The following is a 24577-nucleotide window of genomic DNA, read 5'->3' as shown; positions in this document are numbered from 1 at the left end:
CGTCACCCTACTGCCGCGGCACCACCGCCCATCAACCGATGGCCGCGGCCCGCACGCAGAGCACGTCCGGCAGGTGCGAGGCGAGCAACTGCCAGGTGTCGCCGTCGTCGGCCGACGCGAACACCTCGCCGTTGCGATTGCCGAAGTAGATGCCCGCAGGGTCGTTGTCGTCGGCGCACATCGCGTCCCTCAGCACCGTGCCGTAGTGGTCGCCCCGGGGCAGCCCCTCGCTCAGCGGTTCCCAGCTCCCGCCCCCGTCCGACGTGCGGAACACCCGGCAGCGGCGGCCGGCGGGGACCCGGTCCATGTCGGCGTTGATCGGGAAGACGTACGCCGTCCCGCCGCGGTGCGGGTGGGCCACCGCCGCGAAGCCGAAGTCCGAGGGCAGACCGCCGCCGATGTCCGTCCAGTGCGCGCCGGCGTCGTCGCTGCGGTACACCCCCCAGTGGTTCTGCAGATACAGCCGGTCCGGGTCGGCCGCGTCCCGCGCCACCTTGTGCACGCACTGCCCGAACTCCGGGTCCTCCTCCGGCAGGAACACCGCCGACACGCCCTTGTTCGACGGGGCCCAGCTCGCCCCGCCGTCCTCGGTGCGGAACACGCCCGCCGCGGAGACCGCGACGGTCACCGAACGGGCGTCGCGGGGATCGGTCAGGACGGTGTGCAGGCCCTCGCCGCCGCCGCCGGGCACCCACTGGGACCGGGTGGGGTGCTCCCACAGGGGGCGCACCAACGCGAAGCTCTCGCCCCGGTCCTCCGACCGGTACAGCGCGGCGGGCTCGGTGCCCGCGTACACCACGTCGGGTTCGGCCGCCGACGGGTGGAGCTGCCACACCCGCTCCAGGGACGCGCCCGTGTCCTTCGGGAAGCTCACCGCCGGCTTCGCGGGCTCCGTCCACGTCCGGCCCAGATCGTCGGAGTGGAAGACGGACGGGCCCCAGTGCGCGCTGTCACCCCCCGCCAGCAGCCTGGGGCGTGGCCCCCGGGTGTCGATCGCGACGGAGTACACCGCCTGCGCGTTGAAGTACGGGCTGTCGTCGAACTCCCAGGCGCCTGCGCGCCTGCGGCCGATGAACAGGCCCTTGCGGGTGCCTACGGACAGAAGGACTTCGGCCATGGCGGCCTCCTCCGGGACGGCGTTGTCTCAGGTATCCGTCAGTCTGCACCCCACCACTGACAGTCTCCCTTCGACCGGCTTTCCCCGCAGGTCAGGCGCCGTGTCCTCGCTCAGCCCCGCTGGTCCGGCGGCGCCAGCTCGGCCGCCAGCCCCGCGATCGCCGCCGGACCCACGCGGCAGCACCCGCCGACCAGCCGCGCCCCCGCCGCCCGCCACCGCGATGCCATGCCGGGTTCGAACCGCGCCGGACCGCGCCAGGCCCGCGCCCCGGCGTCCCAGATCTCCCCGCTGTTGGGGTACACGACCACCGGAAGTCCGGTGACCCGCCGGGCCGTGGCCACCGCCGCCTCGACGTCGCGCGGATCGCAGCAGTTCACCCCCACCGCGATCACCTCCTCCGCCTCAGCGGCCACGGCGAACGCCTCGTCGAGCGGCTGCCCCGCGCGCGTGCGCCCTCCCGCCACGCTGTAGGAGAGCCAGGCGGGCACCCCGAGGCCGCGCACCGCCCGCAGCAGGGCCCCCGCCTCCTCGGTGTCCGGCACCGTCTCCAGGGCCAGCACGTCGGGCCCGGCCGCGGCGAGGGTCTCCAGGCGCGGCCGGTGGAAGCGCTCCAGGCCGGCCTCCGTGAGCCCGTACCCGCCCCGGTACTCGGAGCCGTCCGCGAGCATCGCGCCGTAGGGCCCCGCCGAAGCGGCCACCCACACCTCGCGGCCGAGGCCCGCGCCGGCCCGTCGCGCCAGCTCCACGCTCAGCCGGAGCAGTTCGGCCGTGCGGCGGGCGTCGATGCCGTGCCGGGCGAACCCCTCGTAGGTCGCCTGGTAGCTCGCGGTGATCGCGACCTCGGCGCCCGCCTCGTAGTAGGCGCGGTGGGCGGCCTCGACCGCATCGGGCTCGTCGGCGAGCAGCCGCGCCGACCACAGGGCGTCGCCCAGGTCGTGCCCGGCGGCCTCCAGCTGGTTGGAGAGGCCGCCGTCGAGCACGACGGGGCGGTGGCGCAGGGCGTCTTCGAGTCTCACACCGCCGACGCTAGCCGAGGCGCTGCCGCAGACGTCCCGGGCGAACATCGAGCGGGCGGCGATCAGGCTCCACCCGGAGAACGCCACGATCTTCGAGGAGCCCGTGGCGGGCAGGGCGGACGTGATGATGACCGGCGCGAGCGAGACGCGCTACCGGGCGAAGCTCCCCCCCGCGACCAGTTCACGCACCTCGCCGTGCACGACGGCACGTACGCGAAGTACGAGGCGCAGTGGATGAAGCAGGCCGCGGGAAGCGGGCAGCCGGGGCCGCGGCCCGGTTTGGAGCCGGGCCGCGGGGACATCCGGAGAGAATGACCGTGCAGAAGAACACCGTGCTGGTACTTGACTGTTCGGAGCCCGAGGCGCTCGCCGAGTTCTACGCAGGACTGCTCGGTGCGGAGGTGCGGCTGAGCAAGGACCCCGACTACGTGGAGGTCACCAACGACCACGGGGTCTGCCTCGCCGTCCACCGCGAGCGGGACTACATCCCGCCGAGCTGGCCGCGCCCCGAGGACTCGCAGCAGGCGCACCTGCGCATCATGGTCGCCCGCCAGGACATGGACGAGGCCGAGCGCGAGGCCATCGGCCTGGGCGCGCGCCCCGTGGACACCAAGAACAACCACGGGCCACGGGACTCGCGCACCTACTCCGACCCCGCGGGCCACTCCTTCACCCTGGCGGCGATCCCGGAGTAGCGCGCGGGGCGGGCCGGATCAGACCGAGCGGTGGTACTGGTCCGGCACGTGGACGTCGGCGCCGAGCTCGCGCGCCGCGCGCCGCGCCCACGAGGGGTCGCGGAGCAGCTCGCGGCCGAGCAGCACGGCGTCGGCCTCGCCGTTGGCGAGGATCTTCTCGGCCTGCTCCACCTCGGTGATCAGGCCGACCGCGGCGACGGCCATCTCGGTCTCGGCCTTCACGCGCGCGGCGAACGGCACCTGGTAGCCGGGACCGACGGGGATGCGCACGCCCGCGGCGTTGCCGCCGGTGGAGACGTCGAGCAGGTCTATGCCGTGCTCCTTGAGCTGCGTGGCGAAGCGGACGGTGTCGTCCGCGGTCCAGCCCGCCTCCTCCAGCCAGTCGGTGGCGGAGATGCGGAAGAACAGCGGCTTGTCCTCGGGCCACACCGCGCGCACGGCGTCGACGACCTCCAGCGCGAAGCGGGTGCGGTTCTCGTACGAGCCGCCGTACTCGTCGGTGCGCTTGTTGCTGTGCGGGGAGAGGAACTCGCCGATGAGGTAGCCGTGCGCGCCGTGCAGCTCGGCGACCTCGAAGCCGGCGTCCAGGGCGCGGCGGGCCGCGTCGGCGAACTGCGCCACGATCTCCTGGATCTCCGCGACGGTGAGCTGCGTCGGCACCGGGTGGTGCTCGTCGAAGGCGACGGGGCTCGGGCCCGCGGGCTGCCAGCCGTGCGCTTCGGGGCCCACGGGGGCGCCGCCGACCCAGGGGCGGTCGGTGGAGGCCTTGCGTCCGGCGTGCCCGATCTGGATGCCGGGAACGGTGTTCTGGCCCTTGAGGAAGCCGGTGATCCGGCGGAAGGCGGCGACCTGCGTGTCGTTCCAGATGCCGAGGTCGTAGGGGCTGATGCGGCCCTCGGGGCTGACCGCGGTGGCCTCGACGATGATCAGGCCGGTGCCGCCGGCGGCCCGCGCCGCGTAGTGCGCGAAGTGCCAGTCGTGGGGCGCGCCCGCATCGGGGCCGTCGGGCAGCGCCGAGTACTGGCACATCGGAGGCATCCACACCCGGTTGGGGATGGTCAGGGATCGCAGGGTGTAGGGCTCGAACAGCGCGCTCACGGCGGCCTCCTTCGTCACGGCTGGTGTGTGCTTCGTACGATAGTCCTCGTAGTACGGTGGATGTCAAACTACGAAGGTTCTCGTACAATGCGTCAGGGAGATGCCGGACGAAGGGGAGCCGCTATGACGACCGCCGCGGGCAGCAGGACGCTCGCCCACCCCGAGCCCGGGGAGATCACGCTCGAAGGCGTGCTGCACGCCTTCGCCGACCCCATGCGGATGCGGGTGGTCCGAGACCTCGCGCGCGAGGAGGGCGCGGAGCTCTCCTGCTCCTACTTCGCACTGCCGGTGAGCAAGTCGACCAGCACGCACCACTTCAGGGTGCTGCGCGAGAACGGCGTGATCCGGCAGATCTACCGCGGCACCGCCAAGCTGAGCGTGCTGCGCCGCGACGACCTCGACGCGCTGTTCCCCGGCCTCCTCGACGCGGTCCTCGCGGCGGCGGCACGCCAGGCCGAGCGGCAGACGGCCGCCGGAAGCTGAACGGAACAGGACGGGACTGAACGGAGCAGGACGGAACGGGCTGGGCGGGGCCGGGGCACCGGAGTTCAGCCCGGCGTGGCCCGCTCCGCCGCCGTGCGCAGCCCCTCCCAGTCCGGGATCTTCACCACGCCCCTGCCGAGCGAGCGCCCCAGCTCGGCCTCGGCGCGCTCGATGGCCAGCCACCCCGGCCACTCGACAGGGCGCAGACCCGCCGCGCGCAGCCCCGCGAGCGGATCGCCGGGCAGCTCCCTGCGCAGCAGGCCGGGGGCGTCGTCGAGGAGGGAGCCGACCGTCTCCTTGGCGCAGGGGCGGTTGGTGCCGATGACACCGGTGGGCCCGCGCTTGATCCACCCGGCCACGTACTCGCCCGCCGATGGCGCCCCCGCGCGCAGCACCCGCCCCGCCGCGTGCGGCACCGTGCCCCGCTCGGCGTCGAACGGCAGCCCCTCCAGCGGCACCCCGCGGTAGCCCACCGAGCGCAGGACCAGCTGGGCGGGGACGTCCTCGTACCGCCCCGACCCCGTGACCCCGCCCCGGCCGTCCGGCACCGTGCGCTCGAACCGCGCCCCGGCGACCCGTCCCGACGCCCCGGCCGTCAGGGCGACCGGACGCAGGAAGAAGCGCAGCCTGATCCGGCGCGCGAGGCCGGCCGGAGGGCGCTGAGCCCAGCCGCGCAGCACCTCCACGTTGCGGCGGTTCGCCGCGGGCAGGCCCGAGGGGTCCAAATAGGCGGGGTCGAGCGCCAGCTCCGCCGGGTCCACGACGACCTCGGTCTCCGGCAGCGAGCCGAGCTCCCGCAGCTCCTTGGTGGTGAACCTGGCCTGCGAAGGACCGCGCCTGCCCACCATGTGCACCTCGCGGACCCGGCTGCCCGCGAGGACCCCGAGGGCCGCGTCCGGCATGTCGGTGGGCAGCAGCTCGGCGACGCCGCGGGCCAGGATGCGGGCGACGTCCACCGCCACGTTCCCCACGCCGATGACCAGGGCCGACTCCACGCCCCGCACGAAGCCGTCCGGGGCGGAACCGGCCGGCAGGGCGTCGGGGTGCGCGCTGTACCAGGAGACGAACTCCGTCGCCGAGTGGCTGCCCGGCAGGTCCTCGCCCGGGACGCCCAGCCTGCGGTCCGCCGCCGCGCCGACGCAGTACACCACCGCGTGGTAGAGGCCGAGGAGCCGGGCGGGGGGCAGGGTCTCCGGGCCGATCTCGACGCCGCCGACGAAGCGGACGCGCTCGTGTTCCAGCACCGTGCGCAGGTTGTTCTGGAGGGACTTGATCTTCTCGTGGTCGGGCGCGACCCCGTAGCGCACCAGGCCGTACGGGCAGGGCAGCCGGTCGAGCACATCGACCCGCACGTCCGGCACCCGGTCCTGCTGGACGAGCGACTGCGCGGCGTACACCCCGCTCGGGCCCGATCCGACGACGGCGACCTGCAGCACGGTGGTGCTCCCTCCGCGAGGCGACCCCGGGACGGTTTCAGGATCGCATCCGGGGTGCGCCCTGTCAGGAGAGTGCGCGGTGCGGCACGGGCCCCCGGGCGCGGAAGTTCAGAGCCTGTGCTCTCGGCCCATCCTCCGCATCCGGCCGATCTCGCTCGTCTGCTGGGCGACCACGTCGTTCGCCATCTCCTCGACCTGGATGTCGTTGCCCTCGGAGAGGACGTCCGCGGCCATCGAGACCGCCCCGTCGTGGTGCGTGATCATCAGCTTCAGGAAGAGCCGGTCGAACGCCTCGCCCTTCGCCGCGCGCAACTGCCTCAGCTGGGCGTCACTGGCCATGCCCGGCATCGTCGCGTGGTCGTGCCCGTGCTGTTCGCGCGGCCCGCCGTGGCGCTTCAGCCACCGCTTCATGGCGCCGATCTCCGGTCTCTGGGCGGCGCCGATGCGGGACGCCAGCCGCTTCACCCCGGTCGACGACGCCCGCTGCGGGGCGAGTCCGGTCATCGTCAGGGCCTGGCCGTGGTGCTCGATCATCATCTGCGTGTACGTGAAGTCGGCCGAGTTCGGGGTGTCGTCGGCGGGCCGGCGCTCCTCCGCGTCCTCCGCCGACAGCGTGGCCGCGCTCTCGCCCGGCTTGCCCGGGGCTATCACCGACGGCCCGGGCGAGGCCCCGCCGCCGGTGTCCGATGCGGGTCCGGAGTCGCAGCCTCCCAGGGTGAGGACGGCGGCCACGAGCGTGGCGAGGGCGTACGTACGACGGCAGTCGGGGTGCACGGCGGCCTCCGGTGGCGGGGGGACGAGTCGGAGTCTGTCCTAGCACGGGCGGGAGTACCAGTGATCCGGAACTTCCGGGACGAGCCTGATTCCCCTCTGTTGATATGTGCATGATGAGGCAGATACTGCGGGTGTCCGTGAACCGTTCAACTCTGAACGGCGACAAGGGAGGACGCAGTGACCCTGTTGAACAGCCCTCGAACGCGGCGCAGACGCCTGGGAGCCGGAGCCGTGGCGGCCGGCCTCCTCGCCACCCTGCTCACCGTGGCGCCCGCCGGGGCGACACCCGACCCGGGTGACCCCGGCGCCGCGGCCCCGAGGAGCGTCTCCGAGAGCGACGCCGCCGCGGCCCGCGAGGCCGTCGAGCGCGGTGAGGTACCCGGGCAGGACGAGGTCGTCCACTCGGCCAACATCGAGCACGTCGCCAACGTCCCGAAGGACGCCCTGCCGGGCCTGAACACGGACATCGCCTTCCAGGGCAGGTACGCGTTCGCCGGCAACTACGACGGCTTCCGCATCTTCGACATCAGCGACCCCAAGGCCCCGAGGACGGTCTCCCAGGTCCTGTGCCCCGGCGGGCAGAACGACATCTCCGTCTCGGGGAACCTGCTCTTCCTCTCCACCGACTCCTCGCGCAGCGACAACTCCTGCAACAGCACCTCGCAGCCCGCGACGGAGAAGTCCTCCTGGGAGGGCATGAAGATCTTCGACATCAGCGACAAGCGGAACCCGCGGTACGTCTCGGCCGTCGAGACCGCCTGCGGCTCCCACACGCACACGCTGGTGCCGAAGAAGCGCGACGTCTACGTGTACGTCTCCTCGTACTCGCCGAACGCCGCCTTCCCCGACTGCCGGCCGCCGCACGACGGGATCTCCGTCATCAAGGTGCCGCGCAAGGCCCCGCAGAAGGCCGCGGTCGTGAACTTCCCCGTGCTCTTCCCCGGTGAGGGACCCGACGGCGGCGGCAACCCGGGCGGGCCCACCAACCCGGGCGTCTCCAAGACCACCGGCTGCCACGACCTCACGGTGCTGCCCTCCAAGGACCTCGCGGCGGGCGCCTGCATGGGCGACGGCCTGCTGTTCTCCATCGAGGACCCGGAGAACCCGAAGATCATCGACCAGGTGCAGGACAACGGGAACTTCGCGTTCTGGCACTCGGCGACCTTCAACCAGAAGGCGAACAAGGTCGTCTTCACCGACGAGCTCGGCGGCGGCTCCGGCGCCACCTGTGACGAGGCCACCGGACCGAAGCGTGGCGCCAACGGCATCTACGACGTCAAGGGCAAGGGTGACAAGCGCAAGCTCGTCTTCCGGAGCTACTTCAAGATCCCGCGCCACCAGGCCGCCACGGAGAACTGCGTGGCGCACAACGGCTCGCTGATCCCCGTCAAGGGCAAGGACCTCATGGTCCAGGCTTGGTACCAGGGCGGTGTCTCCGTCTGGGACTTCACCGACTCCAGCAGGCCCAGGGAGATCGGCTACTTCGAGCGCGGTCCGCATACCACCGACAAGATCACGACTGCCGGCTCCTGGTCCGCGTACTACTACAACGGCCGGGTCTACTCGAACGACATGGCCATGGGGCTCGACGTCCTGAAGATCGACGACAAGCGGGTCAAGGCCGCGGAACGCGTCCGGCTCGGTGAGCTCAACGTCCAGACGCAGCCCGACTACGTCGACTGAGGCCCCGCGGGCCGCTGCGGACGGAACGACAGCGGAGGAGGTGTCCCGCCGGACGGGCCGCCGCCCGGCGGGACACCCAGCTCCCACTCCAGGCCGTACCGCTGGAAGAGCTCGGCCCGCAGCGTCGCCAGCGGCATCGGGGCGCCCGGGATGAGCAGCGCGAAGACCGCGCCCATCAGCAGGGCGCGCAGCAAGGGGTAGTCGCGGTCCACGTCGCGCGAGCCGTACCGCTCGACGGTGTCGCGCAGCAGCTCCGCGAGGCGCTGCTGCTCGGCGCACTGCACGAAGCCCTCCGCCTGGAGGATGCCCGCCATGTGCGTGCGCATGAGGAGCGGTTCGTCGCGCGCCAGGCCGAGGATCGCGTCGACCGCGCGGGCCAGGCGCTCCCGGCCGTCGGGCGCGCCGGGCCCGCGTTCGAGCGCGGCCTCCAGCGTGCGGTGCATCAGGCGGTGCACGGCCGACTGCAGGAGCTGGCGCTTGCCGGGGAAGTAGTAGGACACCAGGCCGCGGGCCGCGCCCGCGCGGTCGGCGATGGCCCCGAGCGTCGTCGCCTCGTACCCCCGCTCGGCGACCAGCTCCACCGTCGCCTGCAGCAGCCGCTCGCGCGAACGCCTGCGGAGCTCTTCATTGACCGATGGGCTCCGCGGGGACATTCTGTAACTCCTGCGTTGACTGGCTCTGAGCCAATATACTCAGCGCGTACCGGTGCCGGGGCCCATCTGTGCCCCGCGTGGCCGGGACCGGCCTGGGGCAGGCAACACCGCGGGGGAGTGTTGCCTGCTCACGGCTGGTTCTCCGGGACGGCCGCCGCCGCCGTCGGCCCGTCGGCCGTCGTCGGCCATGAGCGCGTCGCGCGGATCGGCCTCGTACGAACCCACCGAGGACCGGGCTGCTCGCGGGGCTCCGCGAGCGGGGCGTCGGCGTGGTGATGGTCGGCGACAACGGATGGGACCTGCGGCCCGCCTTGCGCGCACACGGCCCCGACCGCCACATCGACGCGTACGTCCTGTCCGGTTGACGGGCGCTCAAGGGCGTCCGCGGGCCACCGGTCAGGTACCGGCCGCGTCCCGCCGTGCGGGCCCGCGCTCGTACGTCGCGACCGTGAGCGCCACCACCACGGCGCCGAGAAGCCAGCCGCCGAGGACGTCCGTGGGCCAGTGCACGCCGAGCCAGACGCGGGTCAGGCCCACGCCGGCGACGGAGAGCACGGCCAGGGCGAGGGCCGTGCGCCACAGGGCGGGGCCCGCGCCGTGCAGGCGCAGCAGCCACAGGAGGAGGCCGCAGACGACGGCCGCCGTCATCGCGTGGCCCGAGGGGAACGCCGCGTAGTGCGCGGAGTCCACCGGGTCGGGCCACACCGGGCGCGGGCGGTCGACCGCCGCCTTCAGCGCCTGCTGCACCGCCGATGCCGCCAGGCAGGAGGCCGCCGACCAGAGCGCGAGCCGCCGCGCGCCGCGCGCCACGAGCCAGAGCACCGCCGCCGCGCACAGGGCGCGCATCGTCCAGGGGTCCCACACCCAGTCGGTGAGGATGCGGCTCGCCTGCGTGGCGTCGGGGTCGGCCACCGCCCAGCGGTGCGTCGTCCGCGCGATGTCCCTGTCCAGGGTGGTCAGCGGGCCCCACTCCAGCTCCACGAGGAGCAGCAGCACGAGCGCGGGCACGCCGCACAGCGTGGCGGCGAGCGCGGCCCGGCGGCAGGGCGGACGGGGCGGGGAGTCGGTCGGCGCGGGGTGCATGAAGTGATCCTTGCCGACGACGCCGGGCGTATGCCATCCCCGGGACGGCGGGGGCCGCCGCTAGCCCAGGGCTCGCAGTCCCGGACCGAAGGTCACGAGGACCGGGATCACCGGTACGAGCGCGGCGGTCGCCGTCAGGCGCAGCCGGTGCGCCGCGGTGAGGCGGGGCCGGGCGGAGAGCAGGCGGTGCACGCGCTGCGGGACGTGGGCGTGCGCGGTGGGGCAGGGCCCGAAGACCCCGCGGTCCTCGTTCAGTTCGACCAGGGCGAGCGCGATGGTCAGGCGGCCGAAGCGGCGCGAGGCCACGTCGTCGGCGGCGAGCTCCACGAGGCGGTGCATCTCGTCACGGAACGCCGCGAACACCCGCACCTGCGGGAACCCGGCGGCCAGCGCGCCCGAGCAGTGGAGCAGCCAGTCGTGCCGGGCCCGCGCGTGGCCCTGCTCATGGGCGAGCACCGCATCGAGCTGACGGCCCTTCAGGCGGCGCAGGGCGGCCGTGGTGACGACGAGCTGCGGGGCCTGGCCCGGCAGCCACCAGGCGTCGGGGCGCTCGCCCTCCAGGACGACGAGCCGGTCGGCACCCGGCTCCTCGCCGGGCAACAGCGGGGCCCGGTCGCGGAGTTCGGTGCGGCGCACCGTGCGCCGGAGCCGCGCGAGGGTGATCTCGCGGGTCAGCATCGCGGCGCTCCACACCCCGCCGCAGGCGAGCAGCACGGCGGTGGCCGCGGCCCAGGGGCCGGGGGCCTGCAGGGCGTAGGCCTCGACGACGGCGTGCGGGGCGGGGGCGAAGACGTGACCGCGCACGGCCTGCCACGCGGCGGCGGCGCTCAGGACCATCGAGAGGGCGCAGCAGAGCAGGACGGCCGCGACGACGCACTGCCAGGCCCACAGCGCGACCACGGGTTCGCGCTCCGGCCAGTCGGCCCGTGCGAGCATGCGCGGTGCGACGACGGCGGTCAGGGCGCCCAGCAGCAACAACGCGACGGGGACCATCATGCCGCCCAGCCTATGAGGGCGCGGCCACCGGAGGGTATGGCCTGCCTCGGCAAGTGACGCACGCCACGGTGGAACCGTGCCGTGACGGCGGTCCCGGCACGGCCGTGGAAAGCGGGTCCGAAAGCGGTGCAGGTCCGAAAGCAGTAGTGGCGTTTCCCCGATCGGGTCGCGGGCGCGTGCCGCCGAGCGGTGTGCGCCCCGGTGGGCGCGGGGCGCCGTAGTGTCCGGACGATGATCGAGACCATTGTGTTCGACGTGGGGGAGACCCTCACCAAAGACGACCGCTACTGGACCTCGTGGGCGAACTGGCTGAAGGTCCCGAGCCATACCCTCTCCGTGCTCGTCGGCGCCGTCGTCGCCCAGGGCAGGGACGGCAAGGACGCCCTCAAGCTCGTCAGCCCCGACATGGACGTCGAGTCGGCCGAGCGTGCGCGCGAGGGCGCGGGCCGGGGCGAGCACATCGGCGAGGCCGACCTCTATCCGGACGTGCGGCCCGCCCTCGGCGCCCTGCACAAGCTCGGCATCCGGGTCGTCATCGCGGGCAACGGGACCGCGCGCGCCGCCGAGCTGCTGCGCGACCTCGATCTGCCCGCCGACGCCGTGGCCACCTCGGGGGAGTGGGGGGTGGCGAAGCCGGACCCCGCGTTCTTCACGAAGGTGCTCGAAGTCGCCCAGGCGGGCCCGGCGGAGACGCTCTACGTGGGCGACCACCCGGCCCACGACGTGTTCCCCGCCCGGCAGGCCGGCCTCCGCACCGCCCACCTGCGCCGGGGCCCCTGGGGACATCTGTGGGCCAACGACCCGGCCGTCGCCGAGGCGGCGGACTGCCAGCTCGACAGCCTCACCGTCCTCGCCGCGATGATCAGCCAGAGGGCCGCAGCGGTCAGAGCGTGAGCAGCATCGCCAGCATCCCCATGCCCATCGAGAGCCTGCACGCGAGCGCCAGCTCGGGTCTGTCCCCCCACCCGAGCACCGGCGCTCCGCCGACGGCACCCTCCCCCGCCGCGGCCGTCCCGGCGGGGGCGAGCCGCACCCCGGACCACAGGACGTACCCCGCGAAGTAGAGCAGCAGGGCCCCGGTCAGCGGCGGCAGGCCCGTGCCTCCGTGGCCCGCGTGACCGCCCGGCGCCGTGATCATCGCCACCGACATGTAGACCATCGCCAGCGCGCCGACCAGGTGGTGGACGTGGTGGCGGTCCGGGCGCGCGGCCCCCACGGACTGCCACAGCCCGTGCAGCGTCGCGGCGCCGAACACCGCCGCGCTGACGAGCCAGGTCCAGCGCGGCAGGGCGAGGACCGCCGCGGGCACGGCCATCACCGCCATGCCGAAGCCCATGAGCGCCTCGCCGCCCGCGGTGCGGCGCTGTTCCTCGATACGGCTGCGCATCCGCAGCAGACAGTAGGCCCCGGTCGCCGCACACAGCGCGACGAGCAGCCAGGCGGCCTGCGCCGGTCCGTGCACCGCGCACCTCCCCCTGTCGACGGTGTCGTCGGGTCGATGCCCGGGGCCGCCGAGCCGTATGCGGGCGCGAGGGGGTGCACCGGGAGCGCGTGGGGGGTGTGACCCGCTCAGGGCGGGGCGCCCCCCGGCGGTTCGAGCGGGTCGCCGAGGGCCGCTGCGACGTCCAATATTTTGCAAGTAAAACACTTGCTAAGGTTTTAGGTATGAGCAGTACGTCGTCGTCCACCCCGCCCGCATCCGCCCCGCCCCACCGCCCCGCCCGCGTCCGAGTCCGGCGGCTGCCGCTCGCCGGGGTGCTCCGCCCCAACAAGCCGTCCGACATCTGGTTCAAGCCGGCCTGCAGCGTCGTCGTCGCCACCGCGATCCCCAACCTGACGCTGCTGGCCCTCGGCCGGCTCGACCTGGTCATGTACACCATGGCCGGGTCGTTCTGCGCCCTGTACACGCACCACCTCCCGTACGCCGCCAGGGCCCGCGCCCTGGCCTGGGTCGTCGCCGGGATGACGGCGAGCGTGGCCGCCGCCCTCCTCACGGCCTCGCTGACCGGCTCCGCCGCGATCCTCGTCGCCGTCGGCGCGGTGCTCGCCGCCCTGCAGAAGACGCTGTGCGACGCGACCCGCGTCGGGCCGCCCGGGCACCTGATCTTCACCTTCATCAGCTCGGCGACGCTCTTCGCGCCCAGTGACATCGGCCAGGTCCCCGCACACCTCGCCCTCACCCTCGCCGGCGGTGCCGTCGCGTGGCTCGTCGGCATGGCGCCCGCGCTCCTGCGACCGCACGGCCCCGAGCGCCGGGCCACCGCCCGCGCCCTGCGAGCCGCCGCCGCGTACGCGGACACCGCGCGGGCCGAGGGCGACACGGCCGCCGCCGAGCGGGCCCGCTCCGCCGCCGCGGGAGCCGTGCACGCCGCCTGGCAGGCCCTGCTCGCCACCGGCAGCCGCACCGCCGAGGCCCGCCGCGCCCTGGGCCGCCTCGTCGTCCGCGCCGAAGAGGCCCTGGCCGCGCCCGCCGCCGCCGACCCCGACGCGCTGCGCTCCTGGGCGGCGAGGCTGCGCGGCACGAGCGCCGTGCCGCGCCCCGCCGGCGTACGCCCCGGCGAACGGGACGAACTGCTCGGCGTCGAGGCCGAACTCGCGGGCCCCACCGTGCCGCTGTGGCGCAGGCTCGGCCCCGGCTCCCCGCTGCTGCCCATCGCGCTGCGCACCGCGGTCGGCTGCGCGCTCGCGGGCTACGCGTCACTCGCCCTCGGCGTCGGGCGCCCCTACTGGGCCCTGGTCACCGCCGCCTCCCTCTACCAGGCGAACCTCACCCTCACCTGGAACCGCGGCGTACAGCGCGTGGTCGGCAACCTCGTCGGGGTGCTCGCCTTCGCCGCCATCGCGCCCTTCGCCCACCTCGGCCACGCGGAACTCATCGTGAGCTGCCTCGCGCTCGCCTTCGGCGCCGAGGCGCTGATCAGCCGGAACTACTGGATGGGCAGCGTCTGCGTGACGCCCATGGCGCTCCTGGTCACCGAGTTCGCGCGGTTCCAGCAGCCGGGCGAACTGATCGTCGACCGCGTCGTGGACACCCTCGTCGGTGCCGTGCTCGGCGTCGCCGCCGCGATCCTCGTCACCAACCGGCGCGCCACCGACCACATCGAACGCGCTCTCACCGCCGCCGAGCGGGCCATCGCGCAGGCCGAGGCGGGCCTCGCGGCCGGGGCGGGCCCCGTCGAGCCCGCGCGGCGCGGGCTCACCGCCGCCCTGGTCGATCTGCGGGCCGCCGCCGACGCCGCGGCGGGCGAATGGTGGCAGCGCGCCCTGCCCGAGCAGCGGGTGGTCGCCGCCGAGCGCGCCGGACACCGTACGCTCGCGGCGACGGTACGAAGGAGCCGCGAGAACGGACCGGCCACGCGGGACCGCGAAGGAACCGCCGACGCCTGGGAGGGCGCACCAGCATGAGAGCAGAGAACGGCCCGGCGGCGGAGGCCGGCGGCGACACCGTGGCCGCGGTGGTGCGGCAGTGGCAGGCGGTGCGCCCCGACATCGACACCGGGCCGATGGAGGTGATCGGCCGCATCAACCGCTGCGCGGCCCTCCTCCAGCAGGCCGAGGACGCGCCGCTGCGCCGGGCGGGCCTGACGCGCGCGGAGTTCGACCTGCTCGGCGCGTTGCGCCGCACCGGCCACGAGCTGACGCCCGGGGAGCTGGCCCGCGAGACGTTCTCCTCGGGGGCCGCGGTCACCAAGCGGCTCAAGCAGCTCCAGGAGCGCGATCTCGTCGAGCGCAGGGCCGACGCGCGGGACCGCCGGGTCGCTCACGTCCGGCTCACCGACGCGGGGCGCCACCTCGTCGACACGATCCTGCCCGAGCAGCTCTCCTACGAGACGGTCGTGCTGTCCGTGCTCGGCGGCACGGACCAGGAGCGGCTGAGCGGACTCCTGGGCGAGCTGCTCGCACGGCTCGAAGGCAGGACCGGGGCGCGGCGGGCCTGAGCCGCCGGACCCCTTGGCGTCACGCCGCCGCCACCCGCTGCTCGATCTCCTCCGGGGACAGATACGCGTCCGTCATCTCGAAGTCCTTCAGGGTGGCCGGGCGCTGGGCCTGGAAGCCGGTACGGACGTAGTCGTCGCCGGCGAGCGCGTTGAGGCCCCAGTTGGCGGCCGTGCGGAAGCGGGCCGTGACGGTGCGCAGCGCGCCCAGGTGGTAGCCGCGCGCCACGACCTGCGCGGGCAGCCCGGAGAGCTGCACGCCCAGCGGCTTCGACACCGCCTGGATGCCGCCGAGGTCCACGACCAGGCCCAGGTCCTTGTGCCGGTAGTCGGCGAGCGGGGTGCCGCGCAGCGCGGCGAGGACGTTCTTCGCGGCGGCCCAGCCCTGCCGCATGGCGTGCTGCGCGGTCGGCGGGCAGATGGCGTCGCCGCCCTTGACGACGTCCGGCACGGCCGCCGCGTCGCCGAGCGCGAAGACCCCGTCGAGGTCCGGCACCGTCAGGTCCGGCCTGACGACGAGCCTGCCGCGGTTGGTGTCGGCGCCGAGCGTCGCGATGAGCGGGCTCGGGGCGACCCCGGCGGTCCAGATCAGCGTGCGGCACGGCAGGACCCGGTCGTCGGTGAGTGTGACGGTGTCCTCGGTCACCTTGGCGACGGACACCCCGAGCGAGACGTTCACGCCCCTGCGGCGCATGATCTGCATGGCCTTGTCGCCGAGCGGCCCGCCCAGCTCGGGCATGAGCTTCGGCGCGATGTCCACCAGGTGCCACTTGATCTGCGAGACGTCCAGGCGCGGGTAGCGCTTGACCGCGGCGCACGTCAGGCGCTGGAGGTAGGCGGCGGTCTCGGTGCCCGCGTAGCCGCCGCCGACCACGACGAACTGAAGCCGCTGCTCGCGCTCCTCGCGGGAGGAGCTGGCCGACGCCAGGTCGAGCTGGGAGATGACGTGGTCGCGGATCCAGGCGGCCTCGGCGAGCGTCTTGACGCCGACCGCGTACTTGTCGACGCCGGGGATGTCGAACTGCCGCGTGACACTGCCGGGCGTCAGGACCAGGTAGTCGTAGCGCTCCACGACCTCCTCGCCGTTGATCTTCCGTACGAACACCGTCTTGGTCCTGGTGTCGATGCCGATGGCACCGCCCGGCACGATGGCCGTGCGGCGCAGCATCCGGCGCAGCGGCACCGCGACCGACTGCGGGGTGAGCACGCCTGCGGCGACGTGGGGGAGCAGGGGGAGGTAGAGCTGATGATCCATGGGGCTGATCAGCCGTAGCTCGGCCTCGTGGGGGGCGAGCGTCTTCTCCAGCTTGTGAGCGCACTCCATGCCGGCGAAACCGCCGCCGACGATGAGGATCCGGGGAGCTGCCATGTGATGTCTCTCCAAGGGAGTGGGAGATCGTCTTCAGGGCCGTGGGGGGGCTGTCAGGAGTCGTCATGGATCTTCTGGACCGTACCTGTGGCCGTGTACCCCTGCATCCCGGATGGATTAGTCGTGTGACGTGGCTCACGTGGGCGGCGGACGGGGGAGGAGTCCGCCGCCCACGCGGGGATCGGCCGACCGGACTCGCTCAGATCCCCGGGCGGTAGCGGATCGGATGGTCGTTCGGGACCTCCACCAGGACGATCCTGAGCCCGTCGGGGTCCTCGATCCACATCTCGACCAGCCCCCACGGCTCCTTCACCGGCGGCCTGACCACCGCCACGCCGCGTCCGGTCAGCTCCTCGTGCGCCGCGTGGACGTCGTCGACCTGGAGCCAGAGCCGCAGCTCGGGCGGGGGCCGAGTCTTCGAGCGCCCGGAGACCTCAAGGAAGCCGCCGCCGAGGAAGTAGACCGTGCCGCGCTCGGGACCCGTACCGAACTCGCGGTACACGGCCAGGCCGAGGGCCCCGCCGTAGAACGCGCGCGAACGCTCGGGATCGCTGGGGTGGAGGAGGGTCCTGCTGCTCAGTACATGCACCATGCGGCCGCACCCTAGCCCCGGGTTAGGCTCGGCGGTGCACCGTGCCGCGCCGAGAATCGGAGAACAGCCGATGGACACCGCCCCGCGTCCGCGTACCGGAGAACTGGCCTTCCGCGACGCGGGACCCGCCGACGTCGACGCGCTCGTGACGCTCATCGAGTCGGCGTACCGCGGCGATGCGAGCCGCACCGGATGGACCACCGAGGCGGACATCCTCCAGGGGCAGCGCACCGACCCCCAGGGCGTCGCCGAGGTCATCGACGCGCCGGGCAGCCGCCTGATGACGGTCGAGCGGGACGGCGCACTCGTCGCCTGCTGCCAGCTCGAACACCGGGGCGAGCACGCCTACTTCGGCATGTTCGCGGTGAGCCCCGTCCAGCAGGGCGCGGGCCTCGGCAAGGCCGTCATCGCCGAGGCGGAGCGCGTGGCCCGCGAGGAGTGGGGCGCCCGCGCGATGCACATGACCGTGATCTCCGTACGCGAGGACCTCATCGCCTGGTACGAACGGCGCGGCTACCGCCGTACGGGAGAGATGACGCCCTTCCCGTACGGCGACGAGCGCTTCGGCATCCCGCAACGCGACGACCTGCGGTTCGAGCTGCTCGTCAAGGACCTCGCCTGAGGCGGGGCCGCCCCGGGTGACGGTCAGGCCGTGAAGCGGCCGGTGCGCTTGATCTCGGGGTAGTCCGTGGTCGCGCCGTCGAGCTGGAGCGCGCGCACCAGACGCAGGTCGTCCTGCGTGTTCACGACCCAGCCGATGATCCGCAGACCGGCCTTCCTGGCGTGCTCGACGATCTCCGACGTGAGGCGCCGGATGTTGAGCACGAGGGTGGTCGCGCCGACGGCCGTGGCGCGCTCCACGACGTCCGTCCCGTACCGGCTCGCGACCAGCGCGGTGCGCACCCCCGGCACCAGGCGCGCGATCTCGGCGATCGCCTCGTCGTGGAAGGAGATGACCTCCACCCGGGCGACCAGGTCGCGGCGGTGCATGACCTCCGCGAGGGCGCGCGCCGCGGCCACGTCCTTGATCTCGGCCTGCAGCGGCGCGCTCACCGCGTCGAGGACTTCCTCGAAGACGGGCACGCGCTCACCGCGGCCCGCGTCCAGCTCACGCAGCTCGGCGAGCGTCTTGTCGGCGATCGGCCCCTTGCCGTCGGTCGTACGGGCGACGTCGGCGTCGTGCATGACGACGAGGGCGCCGTCCTTGCTCAGGTGCAGATCCAGCTCGATGAGGTCGAGGCCCGCGGCTTGCGCGGCGATGAAGGAGCGGAGGGTGTTCTCGGGTTCGACACCCATGACCCCGCGATGACCGATGGTGAGGAAGTTCAAGGTTCACTCGCTTCCGTCGACGGCGGCTGGCGGCCGCACGGCAACTGCGCGGCAATGCCGCAGCCTAACGGCCCGCCCCGGCGGGGGAACCGGTCGTACGAGGCTGGGTGGACGTGTCCGCCCTGGTCCCCACGATGCCGAGGACGAGGCCCGTGACGAGGGCGGTGACAAGGACTGCACGGGTACTCATGGGTGCGCTGCTCCCTGAGGCGGGGACGGCTGACCCCGCCCGTCCTACCGGTCGGGCGCCCCTCACCGCGAGCCGCTTCACCCTCAGGTGGGCGCGTCCCCCGGAGGTTGACCCCCGGGTGTGCCGCCCCCGGCCCGAGCGCGCCGTTCACCGCGCGGTGGCCCCCGAAGGGGCGGGGCTGTAGACCGTCAGCGCGCCCCGCCGCTTGTCCAGGAGCAGCGTCGCGGGCGCCGGCGCGACCTCCCCGTCGTACGCGAGGTCGCGGACGTCCTCAAGGCCGCTGATCCGCAGCCGTTCGACGCGCTCGGTGCCGAAGACCCGCGAACGCCGCAGCGCCCCGCCGAGGGAGGACAGGATCAGCCGGGTGCGGGCCAGCGGCGCCTCGGCGTCGACCGTGCGGACGTCCAGGAGCCCGTCGTCCGGACGGGGCCGGTGCGAGGGGGCGAGGCCGTCGGGGACGTAGCGGCCGTTGCCCGCGAAGAGCAGCCACAGGACGCGGTCGTGGCCGTCGATCCTCACCCGCAGCGGCGTCGCGTCGCGGAGCACGGCGAGGAGGGACACGGCCGCCGCGGGCCACTTGCCGACCCGGCCCTCCAGCTTCTCGCGCCTGCGCACCAGTTCGGGGTAGAGGCCGATGCTGAAGGTGTTCACGAAGCCCGCGACGACCGTGCCCTCGTCGCCGTCGCCGTCGCCGTCGCCGTCGCCATCGCCGTCGCCGTCGGCGCTGTCGCCGTCCAGGACCCTGGCCAGGTCCACGCGCACGGCCTCGCCGCGCTCCACGGCGTGCGCGGTGTCCTCGAACGTGGCCGCCCCCGCGTCCTGGGCGAAGTGGTTCAGCGTGCCCCCGGGGAAGACCGCGAGGGCGAGCCCCGCCGCAACGGCCCGGTTCGCGGCGGCGTTGACCGTGCCGTCACCACCGCAGACGCCGAGCACCCCGCCCCTCCCCGCGGCGAGCGCGGCCCCCTCGTCCAGGAGCCGCTCCAGATCGTCGCCGGGGCCGCACGCGAGGATCTCCGCCCTCGGCAGCAACTGCTCCAGACGCCGCCGGGCGGGCGGGCGGCCCGGCACGTCACTGCCCGACCCCGTGTTGAGGACGACCACCAGGCCCTCGCCCCCGGGCAGCGCGGGCGCCGCCACACGGGTGCGCGCATCCCGCTCCTCGCCCGGCCGCGGCGGCCACCAGTAGCAGGTCACCGCGGCGGCGGCCACGCCGAGCGCACAGCCCGCGAGCACGTCCGAGGGGTAGTGGACCCCCACGTAGACGCGGGAGAACGCCACCGCCGCGGCGACCGGCGCGACCACGAGGCCGTACCGCGACGACTCCAGGGCGACCCCCGTCGCGAAGGCGGCCGCGGAGGCCGCGTGCCCGGAGGGGAACGACGACGTCCACGGCGTCTTGGCCAGGCGCCGCACCAGCGGGACCGCGCCGAGCCCCGGGCGGTCGCGGCGCACGGCCCACTTGGCGACCACGTTGGCGGTCAGCGAGGCCAGGGCCAGCGCGCCCGTACCCCGGCGGGCCGCACGCCCGCCCGCGGGCCCGCCGGCGAGCGCCAGCGCGGCGGCCGAAGCGAGCCACAGCCGTCCGTGGTCCGCGGCGGTGCTCAGCGGCGGCAGCACCCGGTCGGCGCCGGCCGGCCGCGCGGCGGCCACCCGGGCGAACCACCGCCGGTCGATCCTGCCGATGCGTCCCGTCATGGCCCCACTGCACCAGGGCGGGAGGAACGGGGCCCGCGCTGCTCGTCCGAACGGGTCGGGCGCGCGCGAGGCCGCCGTCCGGCGGAGAATGCCCGAAGGACCACACCGGGACCACACCGGGGAGAATGCCGGCATGACGACAGGACGCTCTCTCGACATCCAGGTCAAGCGGGTCTACGACGCCGCGGAACCGGACGACGGCTCCCGCGTCCTCGTCGACCGGCTGTGGCCGCGAGGGCTCTCCAAGGACCGCGCGGAACTCGACTCCTGGGACAAGGAACTCGCGCCCTCCACCGGGCTGCGCCAGTGGTACGGCCACGACCCGGACAAGTTCGACGCGTTCGCCGAGCGCTACCGGCGGGAACTCGACGACGCCGACCGCGCCGCCGGCCTCGACCGCCTGCGCGGCCTCGCGCGCTCGGGCGGGCTGACCCTGCTCACGGCGGCCAAGGACCTGCCGCACGGGCACGTGCGGGTCCTGGCCGACGTCCTGCGGTCGGGATGAACCGCGAGGGGGGCGGAAACAGGAGGGGAGAAGCGGGGTGGAACACCCCGGCCGCACCACGTCTCAGGAGGCATGCACCGTGCTCGTCGATCTCACCGGCAGGACCGCCCTCGTCACCGGCTCCACCCAGGGCATCGGGGCCGCCATCGCCGCGGGCCTGGCCGGGGCGGGAGCCCGGGTCGCGGTCAACGGCCGCTCCCGGACATCCGTGGAAGGCGCCATCGAGCGGCTGCGCGCCACGTGCGGGGGCGGCGAGTTCACCGCGGCGCCCGGGGACATCTCCACCGACGAGGGCGCGGCGCAGGTCATCGCCGCCGTGCCCGACGCGGACGTGCTCGTCAACAACCTCGGCGTGTTCGGGGCGGCGGACGCCCTCGCCGTCAGCGACGCCGAATGGCGCCGCTACTTCGAGGTCAACGTCCTGACCGCGGTGCGCATGATCCGCCACTACCTGCCCGGCATGAAGGAGCGCGGCTGGGGGCGCATCCAGAACATCGCCTCCGACTCGGCGCTCGTCACGCCCGCCGAGATGATCCATTACGGCATGTCGAAGACGGCGCTGCTCGCGGTCTCCCGCGGCTTCGCCAAGGAGGCGGCCGGCACGGGAGTGACCGTGAACTCCGTCATCGCGGGCCCCACGCACACCGGGGGCGTCGAGGACTTCGTCCGCGAACTGGTCGGCGGCGAGCTGCCGTGGGAGGAGGCCCAGCGGGAGTTCATGGTCAAGCACCGGCCCCAGTCGCTGATCCAGCGGCTCATCGAACCGGAGGAGATCGCCCACATGGTCGTCTACCTCAGCTCGCCCCTCGCCTCGGCGACGACGGGCGGCGCCGTACGCGTCGACGGCGGCTACGTGGACTCGATCGTCCCGTAACTCGACCGTCCCGTAACTCGACCGTCCCGTAAGGGGTCCGCGTCCCCACTCGGCGGCGGGGCGGGGCGACTGGCCCCGTGGCCCGCGAATTTGCCGGACCGGCAACAAACATCGTCCGTGGCACGGTGCCCGCACCATGCTCGTGGGCACGTCACCGGTCCGCCGAACGCCCCTGGAGGGCCCATGCCGCAGTCCCCGGCCGCCGCCGAGCGCACGCACCGCCTCGTCCCCTCGCCCGCCGGCCGCGTCCACCTGGTCGAGCAGGGATCGGGGCCGCTGGTCCTGCTGGTGCACGGCTTCCCCGAGTCCTGGTACTCCTGGCGGCATCAACTGCCCGCACTGGCCGCCGCGGGGTACCGGGCCGTCGCCGTCGACGTCCGGGGCTACGGGCGCTCCAGCCGTCCCGCCGACGTGGCGGCGTACCGGATGCTCGAACTCGTCGAGGACAACGCCGCCGTGGTCCACGCCCTCGGCGAGGAGAGCGCGGTGGTGGTCGGGCACGACTGGGGCGCGACCATCGCCGCCCACTCCGCGCTGGTCAGGCCGGACGTCTTCCGCGCCGCAGCCCTGCTCGGCGTCCCGTACACGCCGCCCGGCGGCCCGCGCCCCAGCGAGGTGTTCGCGGGCATGGGCGGCGAGGGGAGGGACGAGTTCTACGTCTCGTACTTCCAGGAGCCGGGGCGCGCCGAGGCCGAGATCGAGCCGGACGTCCGCGGCTGGCTCGCCGGCTTCTACGCCGCGCTCTCCGCCGACACCATGCCCGGCCCCGGCGACCCCGACCCGCACTTCACGTCCCTGGGCGGCACCCTGCGCGACCGCTTCTCCGCCGGAGCCCTGCCCGGCTGGCTCGACGAGGCCGGACTCGACGTCTACGCGGGGGAGTTCGAGCGGACCGGCCTGACCGGGGCGCTCAACCGCTACCGGAACATGGACCGCGACTGGGAGGACCTGGCCCGGTTCGCCGGGGCGCCCCTCACCGTGCCCAGCCTGTTCATCGGCGGTGCCCTCGACGCCTCCACGACCTGGCTGGCCGACGCGGTCGAGGCGTTCCCCGACACCCTGCCGGGCCTGAGCGGCGCCCACATCCTCGACGGCTGCGGCCACTGGGTCCAGCAGGAGCGGCCCGCCGAGGTGAACCGGCTCCTGACGGACTGGCTCGCCGCCCTGCCCGCCTGAACCCCCGCCCTGCCGCGTGATCTCGCGCACTGCTTCGCCCCTTCGGGCCTTCCGCGCGGCTTCCGGGGTAGGCGGGGGGCATGAAGGATCTCTTGAGGCATCGCGCCCGGCGGCTGCTCGGCACCGAACACCGGCTGCTGTTCTGCGGGGCCGCTGCCGGGATGTGGGTCTTCGGCGGGGTGCGGGGGCGGCGCGCCGCGGTGCGCGGCCTCACGTCCATGGGTCTCGCGTCGGTCACCGTCAACACCCTGAGCAGGAGCGCGGTGGGCCGCTCACGCCCGGTCCACGAGGCGGCCCCCCTGCTGCGACGCCTGCCCCGCAAGCCGCTGACCGGCCCCTACCCCTCGGGCCACGCGGCCTCGGCGGCGGCCTTCGCGGCGGGCGCGGCCCTGGAGGCGCCCGGCTGGGGCGCGGTGCTGGCCCCGGTCGCCGCGACGGTGGCGTACTCGCGCGTCCGCGGCGGCGCGCGGGCCCCCCGGGACGTCCTGGTGGGCGCGGCCCTCGGCGTCGGCGCCGCCTACGCGGTGCGCGGCATGGTGCCCACCCGCGCCCAGCTCCCGCCGCCCGCACGGCCGCGCGTCGACGCCCCCGCGCTGCCGGAGGGCGAGGGCCTGATCGTGGTCGTCAACCCGTCATCGGGCGCGCAGCCGCAACTCGCGGACCCGGTGCGGCAGATCAAGACCGCCCTGCCGCGCGCCGAGGTGGTCCTCTACGAGGAGGAGGCGGGCGCCCTGCCCAAGGTCCTCGAAGAGGCGGCCAGGGACGCGGCCCGGCGTGGCGGCGTCCTCGGGGTGTGCGGGGGAGACGGCACGGTCAACGCCGCCGTCGCGCCCGCCCTGCGGTTCGACGTACCGCTGATGGTGCTGCCCGGCGGCACGTTCAACCACTTCGCCGCCGACCTGGGCGTCGACACCATCGCGGACGCCTGCGTCGCCGTGGGCCAGGGCAGCGCGGTCCGCGCCGACGTGGGGCGCATCAAGCCGCTCGCCGGCCTCGGCCCCGGCGGCAGGGTCCACGCCGAGGAGGCCCACTTCCTCAACACCTTCAGCCTCGGCAGCTACCCCGAGCTGGTCCGCAGCAGGGAGCACTGGTCCCCCAAGATCGGCGGTCCGCCCGCCACCCTGCTCGGCGTCCTGCAGATCCTGCGTACGGGCCGTCCGCTGCGCGCCGTGGTGAACGGCCGCCGCCGCTCCATGTGGCTCCTCTTCGCGGGCAACGGCGCCTACCGCAGCGTCGGCATCGCCCCGGTGCGCAGGCACGACCTGGCCGACGGGCTGCTCGACGTCCGCATCGCCCACGCGGGCCGCTTCGCCCGCAGCAGGCTGCTCGCCGCCGCCCTCGCGGGACAGCTCACCCGCACCCGCGTCTACGCCGCCGCCAAGCCGCAGCGCCTGGTCATCTCGGGTCTGCCCGAAGGCACCCACATGGCGTACGACGGCGAGGTCACGCCCGCCCCGCCCGCGCTCCTGATCGACAAGCTCCCCGAGGCGCTCACCGTGTACCGCCCGACGTCCGACTGACCCGCCACGCCCTAGGTGTATTGACCCGCAGCGTTGTTGACCCGGCTGATCGGGGGCTGGCCGCCGAGTGCGGTGTGGCAGCGGTGGTGGTTGTAGGTGTGGAGGAAGTCTGCCAGGGCTGCGGTCCGCTCGTCGTTTGAGGTGTAGGGCCGCAGGTAGGCCCATTCGTCGAGGAGGGTGCGGTTGAAGCGTTCGACCTTGCCGTTGGTCTGCGGCCGGTAGGGGCGGATGCGCTTGTGGGTGATGCCGGCCACGGCCAGGGTCTGGGTGAAGAGTTTGGACTTGTAGCAGGAGCCGTTGTCGGTCAGGACTCGTTCGACGGTGATGCCGTGTTCTGTGAAGAACGCGTGAGCCCGCT

26 protein-coding genes are annotated in these 24577 nt (G+C 74.1%); 11 read left to right on the top strand and 15 right to left on the bottom strand.

Translation table 11 applies throughout. From position 1 onward, the window contains the following. Window positions 1-31 precede the first annotated feature (31 nt). Window positions 32-1117, bottom strand: a complete 1086-nt coding sequence (locus AB0I16_RS20200; RefSeq protein WP_363250808.1) for an exo-alpha-sialidase — start codon at window positions 1115-1117, stop codon at window positions 32-34. Window positions 1118-1227: 110 nt separating this feature from the next. Then, complete coding sequence (gene mmuM / locus AB0I16_RS20195) at window positions 1228-2133, bottom strand: homocysteine S-methyltransferase (RefSeq protein WP_363250807.1); 906 nt, start codon at window positions 2131-2133, stop codon at window positions 1228-1230. Window positions 2134-2444: 311 nt separating this feature from the next. On the opposite strand from mmuM, the gene AB0I16_RS20190 reads away from it, so the two are divergent. Further along, complete coding sequence (locus tag AB0I16_RS20190; RefSeq protein ID WP_363250806.1) at window positions 2445-2828, top strand: VOC family protein; 384 nt, start codon at window positions 2445-2447, stop codon at window positions 2826-2828. A gap of 18 nt (window positions 2829-2846) precedes the next feature. Here the strand turns inward: AB0I16_RS20190 and AB0I16_RS20185 are convergent, their stop codons facing one another. Beyond that, complete coding sequence (locus AB0I16_RS20185; protein ID WP_363250805.1) at window positions 2847-3926, bottom strand: NADH:flavin oxidoreductase/NADH oxidase; 1080 nt, start codon at window positions 3924-3926, stop codon at window positions 2847-2849. Between the two features lie 123 nt (window positions 3927-4049). Here AB0I16_RS20185 and AB0I16_RS20180 point away from each other — a divergent pair, with 123 nt between their 5' ends. Beyond that, complete coding sequence (locus tag AB0I16_RS20180) at window positions 4050-4409, top strand: helix-turn-helix domain-containing protein (RefSeq protein WP_363250804.1); 360 nt, start codon at window positions 4050-4052, stop codon at window positions 4407-4409. 65 nt (window positions 4410-4474) lie between these two features. Here AB0I16_RS20180 and AB0I16_RS20175 read toward each other — a convergent pair whose 3' ends face one another. After that, window positions 4475-5845, bottom strand: coding sequence for an FAD-dependent oxidoreductase (locus tag AB0I16_RS20175; RefSeq protein ID WP_363250803.1), 1371 nt, complete (start codon window positions 5843-5845; stop codon window positions 4475-4477). Between the two features lie 108 nt (window positions 5846-5953). After that, window positions 5954-6619, bottom strand: a complete 666-nt coding sequence (locus AB0I16_RS20170; protein WP_363250802.1) for a DUF305 domain-containing protein — start codon at window positions 6617-6619, stop codon at window positions 5954-5956. 177 nt (window positions 6620-6796) lie between these two features. Between AB0I16_RS20170 and AB0I16_RS20165 the strand changes: the two genes are divergently transcribed. After that, window positions 6797-8302 carry a hypothetical protein gene (locus AB0I16_RS20165; protein WP_363250801.1) on the top strand — a complete coding sequence of 502 codons (1506 nt, stop codon included), beginning with the start codon at window positions 6797-6799 and terminating at the stop codon, window positions 8300-8302. Here the strand turns inward: AB0I16_RS20165 and AB0I16_RS20160 are convergent. The 3 genes from AB0I16_RS20160 to AB0I16_RS20150 all read right to left on the bottom strand — a co-directional run bounded on the left by AB0I16_RS20160 (window position 8290) and on the right by AB0I16_RS20150 (window position 11034). Then, window positions 8290-8955 carry a helix-turn-helix domain-containing protein gene (locus AB0I16_RS20160; RefSeq protein WP_363250800.1) on the bottom strand — a complete coding sequence of 222 codons (666 nt, stop codon included), beginning with the start codon at window positions 8953-8955 and terminating at the stop codon, window positions 8290-8292. The two genes, AB0I16_RS20165 and AB0I16_RS20160, sit on opposite strands and share 13 nt — an antisense overlap. A gap of 396 nt (window positions 8956-9351) precedes the next feature. Next, window positions 9352-10038, bottom strand: a complete 687-nt coding sequence (locus tag AB0I16_RS20155; protein ID WP_363250799.1) for a phosphatase PAP2 family protein — start codon at window positions 10036-10038, stop codon at window positions 9352-9354. A gap of 60 nt (window positions 10039-10098) precedes the next feature. Next, the gene (locus AB0I16_RS20150) at window positions 10099-11034 is read right to left on the bottom strand and encodes a M56 family metallopeptidase (protein WP_363250798.1); all 936 of its coding nucleotides are present in this window, start codon (window positions 11032-11034) and stop codon (window positions 10099-10101) included. A 231-nt stretch (window positions 11035-11265) separates the two neighbouring features. Between AB0I16_RS20150 and AB0I16_RS20145 the strand changes: the two genes are divergently transcribed. Beyond that, window positions 11266-11928: an HAD family hydrolase gene (locus AB0I16_RS20145; protein ID WP_363250797.1), complete on the top strand. Its 663-nt coding sequence runs from the start codon at window positions 11266-11268 to the stop codon at window positions 11926-11928. Here the strand turns inward: AB0I16_RS20145 and AB0I16_RS20140 are convergent. Continuing rightward, window positions 11918-12496 (bottom strand): DUF5134 domain-containing protein, encoded by a 579-nt coding sequence (locus AB0I16_RS20140; protein WP_363250796.1) that lies wholly within the window; start codon window positions 12494-12496, stop codon window positions 11918-11920. The genes AB0I16_RS20145 and AB0I16_RS20140 overlap by 11 nt on opposite strands. A 203-nt stretch (window positions 12497-12699) precedes the next feature. On the opposite strand from AB0I16_RS20140, the gene AB0I16_RS20135 reads away from it, so the two are divergent. Next, entirely contained in the window at window positions 12700-14439 is a 1740-nt protein-coding gene (locus tag AB0I16_RS20135) for an FUSC family protein (RefSeq protein ID WP_363250795.1), read from the top strand. After that, a complete protein-coding gene (locus tag AB0I16_RS20130; RefSeq protein WP_363250794.1) occupies window positions 14436-14972 on the top strand; it encodes a MarR family winged helix-turn-helix transcriptional regulator in 537 nt (178 codons plus the stop codon). Before AB0I16_RS20135 ends, AB0I16_RS20130 begins: the two co-directional genes overlap by 4 nt. 19 nt (window positions 14973-14991) lie before the next feature. Here the strand turns inward: AB0I16_RS20130 and AB0I16_RS20125 are convergent, their stop codons facing one another. Together AB0I16_RS20125 and AB0I16_RS20120 are read right to left on the bottom strand one after the other, a co-directional pair. Continuing rightward, a complete protein-coding gene (locus AB0I16_RS20125; protein ID WP_363250793.1) occupies window positions 14992-16338 on the bottom strand; it encodes an NAD(P)/FAD-dependent oxidoreductase in 1347 nt (448 codons plus the stop codon). Window positions 16339-16537: 199 nt separating this feature from the next. Next, window positions 16538-16930: a VOC family protein gene (locus tag AB0I16_RS20120; protein WP_363250791.1), complete on the bottom strand. Its 393-nt coding sequence runs from the start codon at window positions 16928-16930 to the stop codon at window positions 16538-16540. Window positions 16931-17000: 70 nt separating this feature from the next. Here AB0I16_RS20120 and AB0I16_RS20115 point away from each other — a divergent pair, with 70 nt between their 5' ends. Then, entirely contained in the window at window positions 17001-17552 is a 552-nt protein-coding gene (locus tag AB0I16_RS20115) for a GNAT family N-acetyltransferase (RefSeq protein ID WP_363250790.1), read from the top strand. A gap of 23 nt (window positions 17553-17575) precedes the next feature. On the opposite strand, the gene AB0I16_RS20110 is transcribed toward AB0I16_RS20115, so the two are convergent. The 3 genes from AB0I16_RS20110 to AB0I16_RS20100 all read right to left on the bottom strand — a co-directional run bounded on the left by AB0I16_RS20110 (window position 17576) and on the right by AB0I16_RS20100 (window position 20144). After that, a complete protein-coding gene (locus AB0I16_RS20110; RefSeq protein ID WP_363250789.1) occupies window positions 17576-18259 on the bottom strand; it encodes a glycerophosphodiester phosphodiesterase family protein in 684 nt (227 codons plus the stop codon). Window positions 18260-18323: 64 nt separating this feature from the next. After that, complete coding sequence (locus tag AB0I16_RS20105; protein ID WP_363250788.1) at window positions 18324-18449, bottom strand: hypothetical protein; 126 nt, start codon at window positions 18447-18449, stop codon at window positions 18324-18326. Window positions 18450-18596: 147 nt separating this feature from the next. Beyond that, on the bottom strand, window positions 18597-20144 hold the full coding sequence (locus AB0I16_RS20100; protein WP_363250787.1) for a phosphatase PAP2 family protein: 1548 nt from the start codon (window positions 20142-20144) through the stop codon (window positions 18597-18599). Window positions 20145-20277: 133 nt separating this feature from the next. On the opposite strand from AB0I16_RS20100, the gene AB0I16_RS20095 reads away from it, so the two are divergent. The 4 genes from AB0I16_RS20095 (at window position 20278) to AB0I16_RS20080 (ending at window position 24219) form a co-directional block, all read left to right on the top strand. After that, complete coding sequence (locus AB0I16_RS20095; RefSeq protein ID WP_363250786.1) at window positions 20278-20649, top strand: DUF488 family protein; 372 nt, start codon at window positions 20278-20280, stop codon at window positions 20647-20649. 79 nt (window positions 20650-20728) lie between these two features. Continuing rightward, a complete protein-coding gene (locus AB0I16_RS20090; RefSeq protein WP_363250785.1) occupies window positions 20729-21523 on the top strand; it encodes an SDR family oxidoreductase in 795 nt (264 codons plus the stop codon). Between the two features lie 183 nt (window positions 21524-21706). Continuing rightward, complete coding sequence (locus AB0I16_RS20085; protein WP_363250784.1) at window positions 21707-22699, top strand: alpha/beta hydrolase; 993 nt, start codon at window positions 21707-21709, stop codon at window positions 22697-22699. Between the two features lie 80 nt (window positions 22700-22779). Beyond that, entirely contained in the window at window positions 22780-24219 is a 1440-nt protein-coding gene (locus AB0I16_RS20080) for a diacylglycerol kinase family protein (RefSeq protein WP_363250783.1), read from the top strand. A gap of 11 nt (window positions 24220-24230) precedes the next feature. Here AB0I16_RS20080 and AB0I16_RS20075 read toward each other — a convergent pair. Next, window positions 24231-24577: integrase core domain-containing protein (locus AB0I16_RS20075; protein ID WP_363250782.1), on the bottom strand; the 347-nt coding region annotated here is incomplete at its 5' end.

This window comes from Streptomyces sp. NPDC050703 (assembly GCF_040654435.1).
In the GTDB taxonomy this organism is placed as follows: domain Bacteria; phylum Actinomycetota; class Actinomycetes; order Streptomycetales; family Streptomycetaceae; genus Streptomyces.
The sequence above is the reverse complement of the archived record's forward strand: the minus strand, read 5'-3'. Positions and strand labels throughout refer to the sequence as shown.